The sequence below is a fragment of the Microbispora sp. CSR-4 genome (assembly GCF_008033685.1).
Lineage (GTDB): Bacteria > Actinomycetota > Actinomycetes > Streptosporangiales > Streptosporangiaceae > Microbispora.
In genome coordinates this window covers 69,378-77,471 of record NZ_VJVX01000042.1, presented here as the reverse complement: position 1 = coordinate 77,471, position 8,094 = coordinate 69,378, and the positions used below count along the sequence as shown (strand labels likewise).

6 protein-coding genes are annotated in these 8,094 nt (G+C 71.3%); 2 read left to right on the top strand and 4 right to left on the bottom strand.

What is annotated here, in order from left to right; translation table 11 throughout:
- A partial coding sequence (locus FLV34_RS27105) for an RICIN domain-containing protein (protein ID WP_147944413.1) occupies positions 1–1,480 on the top strand: 1,480 nt, incomplete at its 5' end.
- Positions 1,481–1,565: 85 nt separating this feature from the next.
- Here the strand turns inward: FLV34_RS27105 and FLV34_RS27100 are convergent.
- The 3 genes from FLV34_RS27100 to FLV34_RS27090 all read right to left on the bottom strand — a co-directional run bounded on the left by FLV34_RS27100 (position 1,566) and on the right by FLV34_RS27090 (position 4,787).
- Positions 1,566–2,441, bottom strand: coding sequence for a universal stress protein (locus FLV34_RS27100; RefSeq protein WP_142648483.1), 876 nt, complete (start codon positions 2,439–2,441; stop codon positions 1,566–1,568).
- A 152-nt stretch (positions 2,442–2,593) separates the two neighbouring features.
- Entirely contained in the window at positions 2,594–4,102 is a 1,509-nt protein-coding gene (locus FLV34_RS27095) for an alpha-N-arabinofuranosidase (protein WP_142648482.1), read from the bottom strand.
- 133 nt (positions 4,103–4,235) lie between these two features.
- Positions 4,236–4,787 carry a GNAT family N-acetyltransferase gene (locus tag FLV34_RS27090; RefSeq protein ID WP_142648481.1) on the bottom strand — a complete coding sequence of 184 codons (552 nt, stop codon included), beginning with the start codon at positions 4,785–4,787 and terminating at the stop codon, positions 4,236–4,238.
- Positions 4,788–4,921: 134 nt separating this feature from the next.
- On the opposite strand from FLV34_RS27090, the gene FLV34_RS27085 reads away from it, so the two are divergent.
- Entirely contained in the window at positions 4,922–5,767 is an 846-nt protein-coding gene (locus tag FLV34_RS27085; protein WP_222709637.1) for a Gmad2 immunoglobulin-like domain-containing protein, read from the top strand.
- 4 nt (positions 5,768–5,771) lie between these two features.
- Here the strand turns inward: FLV34_RS27085 and FLV34_RS27080 are convergent, their stop codons facing one another.
- On the bottom strand, positions 5,772–8,042 hold the full coding sequence (locus tag FLV34_RS27080; protein ID WP_142648480.1) for a family 43 glycosylhydrolase: 2,271 nt from the start codon (positions 8,040–8,042) through the stop codon (positions 5,772–5,774).
- Between the last annotated feature and the right edge of the window lie 52 nt (positions 8,043–8,094).

Genomic DNA, 8,094 nt, shown 5'->3' with positions numbered 1-8,094 from the left:
CTCGGTCGTCGACGGCGCGTTCTGGGGCATGTGGCAGACCGGCGGCGCGTGGCTGGCCACCATGATCTGGGACCACTACCTGTTCACCGGCGACGTCGACTTCCTCCGGCAGAACTACCCGGCGATGAAGGGCGCGGCGCAGTTCTTCCTCGACACGCTCGTGCAGGAGCCGAGCCTGGGTTATCTGGTCACGAACCCCTCGAACTCCCCGGAGCTGGCCCACCACTCGGGTGTCAGCGTGTGCGCCGGCCCGACGATGGACAACCAGATCCTGCGCGACCTGTTCAACGGCTGTGCCAAGGCCGGCGAGGTCCTCGGCACGGACGCGAGCTTCCGGGCGCAGGTCCTCGCCGCCAGGGACCGGCTTCCTCCGATGAAGGTCGGCTCGCGCGGCAACATCCAGGAGTGGCTGTACGACTGGGTAGAAACCGAGCAGAACCACCGGCACATCTCCCACCTGTACGGCCTGCACCCCAGCAACCAGATCACCAAGCGCGGCACCCCCACGCTCTACAACGCCGCGCGGCGGACCCTCGAACTGCGCGGCGACGACGGCACCGGCTGGTCGCTGGCCTGGAAGATCAACTACTGGGCGCGGATGGAGGAGGGCGACCGGGCACGCAACCTGATCGGGCTCCTGGTGAGGACCGACCGGCTCGCGCCGAATATGTTCGACCTGCATCCGCCGTTCCAGATCGACGGCAACTTCGGCGCCACCTCTGGCATCGCGGAGATGCTGCTGCAGAGCCACACCGGCGAGCTGCACGTGCTGCCCGCGCTGCCCTCGGCGTGGCCGAACGGGAAGGTGCAGGGCCTGCGGGGCCGCGGCGGCTACACCGTGAGCGCTACCTGGAGTTCCAACGGGACCACCGAGATCCTCGTGAAATTCGACCGCACCGGCACGGTCAACGTGCGCAACCGGAGCTTCACCGGCACCTACCAGGTGGTCGACGCCGAGACCGGCGCCGCCGTCTCCGTCACCAAACCCGAGGCCGACGTCATCGCGCTACCCGGCCAGGCCGGCCGCACCTACCGTCTGACCGGGTCCGGCGGCGGCAGCACCCCCACCGGTTATGTGCGGATCGCCAACGCCGCCACCGGCCTGGTGCTCGACAGCGGCGGCAACGTGGCCTCGGGGTCGAACCTCAAGCAGTGGAACTGGGACGGCAGCACCAACCTCCAGTGGCAGCTCGTCGACCTGGGCGGCGGCTGGTATCGGATCGTCAACCGCACCAACGGCATGGTGGCCGACAGCTGGGGCAACTCCGCCAACGGCGCCAACGCCAGGCAGGCCCCCTGGAACGGCGGCAACAACCAGCAGTGGCGCCTGAACGATCTCGGCAACGGCCGCTATCAGATCGTCAACCGCGGCACCGGCACCGCCCTCGACGGCATGGGCTACACCGCCACCGGCTCCGCCGTCGGCATGTGGACGCCGAACAGCAGCCCCAACAACCAGTGGACGATCATCGCCGTGTGACCGAGCCGGGCAGGACGGAAGGGAGTGCCAGGGGCGGCAGCGGATCCTGCTGCCGCCCTGCGGATCCCCGCGCACCGAATGCGTTTCATTGCCGGCCCTCGCCGTCGCGGGGCCGTACGACCGCGACGGGGCAGTGCGCGCGGTGCAGTACGGCATGGCTGACCGAGCCGATGAGCGCGCCGCGCACCCCGCCCAGCCCGCGGGAGCCGACGACCACGAGGTCGGCGACCAGCGAGGCGTCGGCCAGCGCCGGGGCCGGGTGGCCGCAGACCGCCGACTCGACCAGCGGGACGTCCGGGTGCTTGTCGCGCCACGGTGCGAGCCGCAGCCGCGCCGCCCGGCACTCGTTGTCGTAGATCTCCTGCAGCGCCGTTCCATAGCCGACGGCGAAGGGGGAGAACGCCGGCATCTCCCAGGCGTACACCGCGTGCACCCGCCCGCGCCGCGCCCGGGCCTCCTCGAAGGCGAACTCCAGGGCCGCCTCCGAGTGCGGGGATCCGTCGAAGCCGACGACGACCTCGTGGTATTCCTCCCGGTGCGGTTTGCGTACCACGACGACGGGGACCTCCGCGTGACCGGCGAGGCCGAGGCCGACGGAGCCGAGGATCAGGCCGGAGAAGCCGCCCATCCCCCGGCTGCCGACCACGAGGGCGTCGGCGCCGGCCGATGCGGCGCGCAGGGTCTCGACCACCGTGCCCTCGGCGAGCTCCGTGGTCACCTCAAGGCCGGGGGCGAGCTCCCGGGCGCGGGCGGCGGCCGCCGCGAGCACGCCTTCGCAGAACTCGCTGTAGGACTGGGCGAAGCCCTCGACGGCGTGGAACGGGTATTCGTGCGCCCACGGCTCGCGCACGTGGACGATCTTCAAGGTGGCCCCCCGGCGCCGCGCGTCGTCCGCCGCCCACTCCAGTGCCGCCGTCGCTGGGCTCGATCCGTCGACGGCGACGACGATCTGTCCGGCCATGTACGTCTCCTCCTGTGCTTCAAGCGGTACGCGGACGCGCGCGGGGGTTGATCCTCCCGGGCACCATCGCACCGTCTCCGCTGCCCGCGGCGCAGCAGACGAAAGTCCTCAAGCCGAGGGACTTCCGCCCGCGCGCCGCGCGCGGGAGGAGTTCAGGACCTCGTCAGCCTGATCACGTTCCAGGAGACCGGCGGCAGCACGATCCGGAGCGGATCGCTCTGGTGGTTCGTGTTGGGGCGGGGCGCCACCCGATCGGGGTCGTCGGCGGTGTTGCGGGCGTAGACGTCCTCGTGGGTGAGCGTCGTCGCCTCGGCGATCCGCACGGCGCCGGTGCCCGAGACCAGCGCCCTCGCGTCGAGCTCCAGCTCCACCGGCTCGTCCGTCGACCTGTTCACCACGAACAGCGTCGTCTCCGTCTCGTCCCGGGTGGCGACCGCGTGGAGCACGGGCACCGCGCCGAACTCGGCCGTCTCGTACGTCGGGCAGACGGGCTCGACGCGTACGACGTCGCCCTTGGCGAGCCGCGCCGCCTGCGCGAACGGGTGGAAGGTGGTCTGCCGCCAGGCCCGGCCGCCGGGCTCGGTCATGATGGGCGCGATCACGTTGACGAGCTGGGCCAGGCAGGCCGCCGCGACCCGGTCGCTGTGCCGCAGCAGTGTGATGAGCAGGCTGCCGAAGGCCACGGCGTCGGCGAGGTGGTAGTGGTCCTCCAGGAGCGGCGGCGCGACCGGCCAGTCCTGCCCGGGCTCGGCCGCCTTGACGCGGCTCAGGTACCAGACGTTCCACTCGTCGAAGGAGACGGAGATCTTCTTGCTGGAGCCGAGCCTGGCCCCCACCTGGTCGGCGGTGGAGACGACCGTGGAGATGAAGTGCTCCATGTCGCTCGCGCAGGCCAGGAAGCCGGCGAGGTCGCCGTCCTTCTCCTCGTAGTAGGCGTGACAGGAGATGTGGTCGACCAGATCGTAGGTCTCCTCCAGGACGGTCGCCTCCCAGGTGCCGAAGGTCGGCATGGAGGAGCCGGAGCTGCCGCAGGCCACCAGTTCCAGACTGGGGTCGACCATGCGCATGGCCCGGGCGGTCTCGGCGGCGATCCTGCCGTACTCGTGGGCGGTCTTGTGCCCGATCTGCCAGGGGCCGTCCATCTCGTTGCCCAGGCACCACATGCGGATGTCGTGGGGGTCCTTGGTGCCGTTGGCGATGCGCAGGTCCGACAGCGTGGTGCCGGACGGGATGTTGCAGTATTCGAGCAGGTCGACGGCCTCCTGCACGCCACGGGTGCCGAGGTTGACCGCCATCATCGGCTCCAGCCCCGCCAGGCGGGACCACCGCATGAACTCGTCGATCCCGATCTCGTTGGTCTCGGTGCTGTGCCAGGCGAGATCGAGCCGCCGGGGGCGCCGCTCGCGCGGGCCGATGCCGTCCTCCCAGCGGTAGCCGGAGACGAAGTTGCCGCCGGGATAGCGCACGGTGGTCACGCCCAGCTCGCGGGTGAGCGCGAGCACGTCGCCGCGGAACCCGTTCTCGTCCGCCGTGGGGTGGCCCGGCTCGTAGATGCCGGTGTAGACACAGCGGCCGAGGTGCTCGACGAACGTGCCGAACGTGCGGCGCCGTACGGGGGCCACCCGATGGGCGGGGTCGATGGTCAGTTGTGCCTGGAGCACGCGGGATCTCCTTCACCGGACAGGGGCTCGCGGGGCGATTGTTAGCGTTCGCATGGTGTTCGGTCAAGATTTCGGTCCGGAAAACTCGGCTATTGAGACGCATGCTGTTATCGCTAACAGTCACCGGGCGGCGTCATGACGACCCACCCCAGGGAATACCGTCCCCGGCCCCGGGGCAGGTGCCGCCACGCGCGGTCTTGTAGCCGTGGCCCTGCGAGCAGGTCGTCAGATCCAGAACCCCGACCGTCTGTCCCCCGCTATCCTCACCTGTGAGCTGGAACCCAAGCTTCCGGTAGAAGCCCTCCGGCCCACCCTCTCCCGGCTCCCACGTGACGTACATCTGCGTGCCGCCACGACGCCTGATTTCGGCGGCCACGGATTCGACGGCGAAGCGCCCGACTCCGCGCCCCTGTTCGCCGGCCGCCACGTTGAGCCGCCACAAGCCGGATCGGAAGTCGATCCCCTTGCCGTCCCAGTCGATGTCCAGGAAAGGCATGAGGAAGCCCACCGGACGGTCGCCGTCGAGGATGAGGCGCGGCCACGCCACTTCCCGATGCACGTAGGCCTCGGCCAGTGACTTCGCCACAGGCGAGACGAAGCGCTCCTGCTCGGGGCGAACCTTCACAGCAATAGCCGTCTCGACGTTGGCGGGGGTTACAGGCGCAAGGCGGAGTTTCACATTCACATGGAAACCGTAGGCGTCCTCCGCGTACGGCCCGCCCGGACATCGCCCCCAGCGCGACGGGCACACCGCGAATGCCCGGCATCGGGCTGGGCATGCTCTCGTCAACGAAACCTCTGGTGGCGGGAGCGCGCATCGTGACTCGCGGCGTGACAGGCGGCCGGGCGGGCCGGGCCGGGGGGGCGCTCGCCGTGCTGGCCGCGCTCGGCCTGCCGGCGGGCGCGTGCGGAACCACCCCCGGAACCGGCCCGGGAACCAGCCCAGGGACCGGCACGGCGACCGGCACGGCGACCGGCACGGCGACCGGCACGGCGACCGCCCTGCAGAGCGGCCCGGCCGCCACCCCGACCCCATCCGCGGGCTCCCTCGTGGCGGGCCGTTACCAGCCGTTGTGGCCCTTCGCCGAGGAGAAACAGGCGCGGGACTGGCAGGAGAGCTACCGCTCGGGCGGCCACCAGCCCTGGCACCTGGACGCCGAGCGGACCGCGCTGTCCTTCACCCAGGGGTTCCTCGGGTTCACCGGTGTCGACCAGGTGGTCGAGCGTACGGTGACCGGTGCGGACGCGCGCGTCTCCGTCGGCGTCCGCGGCGAGGGCGGCGGGCGGCCGGGCATCGCCGCCGTCGTCCACCTCGTCAGGTTCGGCACCGGGCCGGACGCGCCGTGGGAGGTGGTGGGCACCGACGACACCACCTTCTCCCTCACCACTCCCCGGTACGGCGCCCTCGTTTCATCCCCCGTCAAGGTGGGCGGCACGATCACCGGAGTGGACGAGAGCATCCGGGTGCAGGTGCGCTCGACCGGCAGCGCCCGCCCCCTCGGCGAGAGCTGCTGTGCCTCGGCCGGAGGGGAGGACGCCCTCTGGTCCGCCACCGTGACCTTCCAGGCGGCCCCGGGCAGCACGCTCACCCTCGTCGCAAGCACCGGCGGCCACGTGGCGGAGGTCGAGCGCTTCGCCGTCACCGGCGTCCGGGTCGCGCCATAGGACGTTACTTCGCGTGGACGACGACGCTGCCGTTGGCCGCGTCACCGGCTCCGTTCTGGTAGATCACGTCGCCGGTCCGCTCGTCCCAGATCCGGACGGCGAAGCGGTCGACGCCGTCCCCGTCCCGGGTGTCGCCGTCGCGGGCGACGACCTCGAAGCCGTAGCGCCCCGCGCCGCCGACCGTCCCGATGCCGCGATAGCGGATCTCCCCGCCCGACACCACGAGCCAGTCGTACGCCGTGGACCGGAAGTCCAGGGGCCCGGCCTGGAACGAGAACGTCGTCGCCCCGATCGGCACCGCCGTGTGCTTCACGTACTTGGCCACGATCCCGAAGGTGGCCCGGCCGGTCAGCGCGGGGTTGGCGCGGTAGGCGCCCGCGGGCGAGTCGATCCAGCCGCCGCCGGTGACGAAGCCGGAGCCACGGTCGTACACGACCACCGGACGGCCGGTCGCGGTGGTGGTCGCGCCGTCGTCGTCGGCGACGGTGACGACGGGCTCGTTCACGCCCGGCCTCTTGTAGGTGTGCCGCGCCGTGCAGGTCCCGTCGCCGACCGTGCCGGACGCGGTGGTCCCGTCCTTCCAGTCCACCGTGCAGGTGAGCACGTCGTTCGCCCCCCGGTCGGTGACCGGGACCGTGAGGGTCACGCGCGTGCCGGCCTCGACCGGCTTGGCAGGCGTCACGACGTCCCCGGCCTCGGGGGCGGCGTTGGCGACGGTCACCTTCGCGGTGTCGCGGCTGCGGCCGGAGGTCAGCGTGACCGTGTAGGTCCCGTCGTCGTCGCAGGTGACGGCGGTCTCGGCGGCGCCGGAGTCCGAGAAGGAGCAGGTCGCGCCGGAGCCGGCGTCCTCGCCGGGCGTGTAGCTCCACTTGGCCGCGCCGGTGGCCGATCCGGCCAGCCGGATCGGGGACCCCTCGCGGCCCTCGGCGTCCGGCCCGGCGTTCGCGACCGACACCGGGTCGACGCTCTCCAGCGTCGGCACGACCTTCTCGATCAGGCCGTTCGCGTCGAACTCCATCCGGTCGATCGTGGTCTCCCGGTGGGTGCCGTCGCCGCCGGGGATGGCGAAGCGGTGATAGGCGATGTACCAGTCGTCGGTGCCGGGCACCCGTACGACCGAGTGGTGGCCGGTGCCCTTGATCCCGAGGGACAGGTCCTTCCGCAGGATCACGCCCTGTTCGGTCCACGGGCCGAGCGGCGAGGCGCCGGTGGCGTACGCGACCTGGTAGTTCTCGTCGCGCGTGTCGTTCTCCGACCACATGAAGTAGTAGATCCCGCCGCGTTTGAAGACGAACGAGCCCTCGTTGTAGCCGCTCGGCTTGTACGTCCTCACCTTGGCGGGGTCGAACGACACCATGTCGTCGTTCAGCGGCACCTGGTAGGAGTTGCCGTTGCCCCAGTAGAGGTACGCCTGGCCGTCGTCGTCGACGAACACGTCGGAGTCGATCATCTGGCCGCTGTAGGTCCCGGCCGCCACCAGCGGCCTGCCCAGGGCGTCTTTGAACGGCCCCGCCGGCGAGTCGGACACGGCGACGCCGAGGTGTTTGGCGGTGTTGCCGGTGGCCATGCCGCCGCTGAAGTAGAAGTAGTACTTGCCGTTCCGCTCGGCGATCGTCGGGGCCCAGGCGCTGTTGTCGGCCCAGGTCACATCGGGTCCGAGGTCGAGGACGACGCCGTGGTCGGTCCAGTGGACCAGGTCCTTGGACGAGAACGCGTGGAACTGCGTGCCGCTCCATCCGGCGAAGCCGTCGGTCGTCGGATACATGTAGAACGTGTCGCCGAACACGGTGATGTTCGGGTCGGCGTACAGGCCGGGGAGCACCGGGCTCTTCATCACCCGCGCCTCGACCGTCCACGTCCGCCGCGCGCCGTCGCCGCCGGTGACGGTGTAGGTGACCGGCTCGGACAGGTCGCGTGCGGTGCCGGAGGCGGGTTTGACGCTCGCTCCCGGGACCAGGGTGAGCTCGGGCGCGAGCCGGGTGAGGTCGGTGCCCTCCTTCACCGGCAGGACGATCCTGTCGTTCCCGCCGTCCACGATCGCCGGGACCTTGAGCTCGGGCAGCGTGACCGCGCTGACGGCCGCCGTGCTGCCGGAGGCCTGGAGCACCTCGGCCGCCGGCAGCGCGTGGTCGTGGTCGTCCACCTCACCGGCGAAGTAGGGGCCGGCCGCGTGCGCCGGGGTGACGATCGGGCCCGCGACCAGGGACAGCGCGGCGGCGGCCGCGAGAGCGAGGCGAGGGAGGCGTGGGAGGCGTCGTCGGGGGGTGCTGTGCATCGTCTCTCCCGGCCGGCGGCTCGCGCCCCTCGGCCTCGTTAGCGCTAACTTC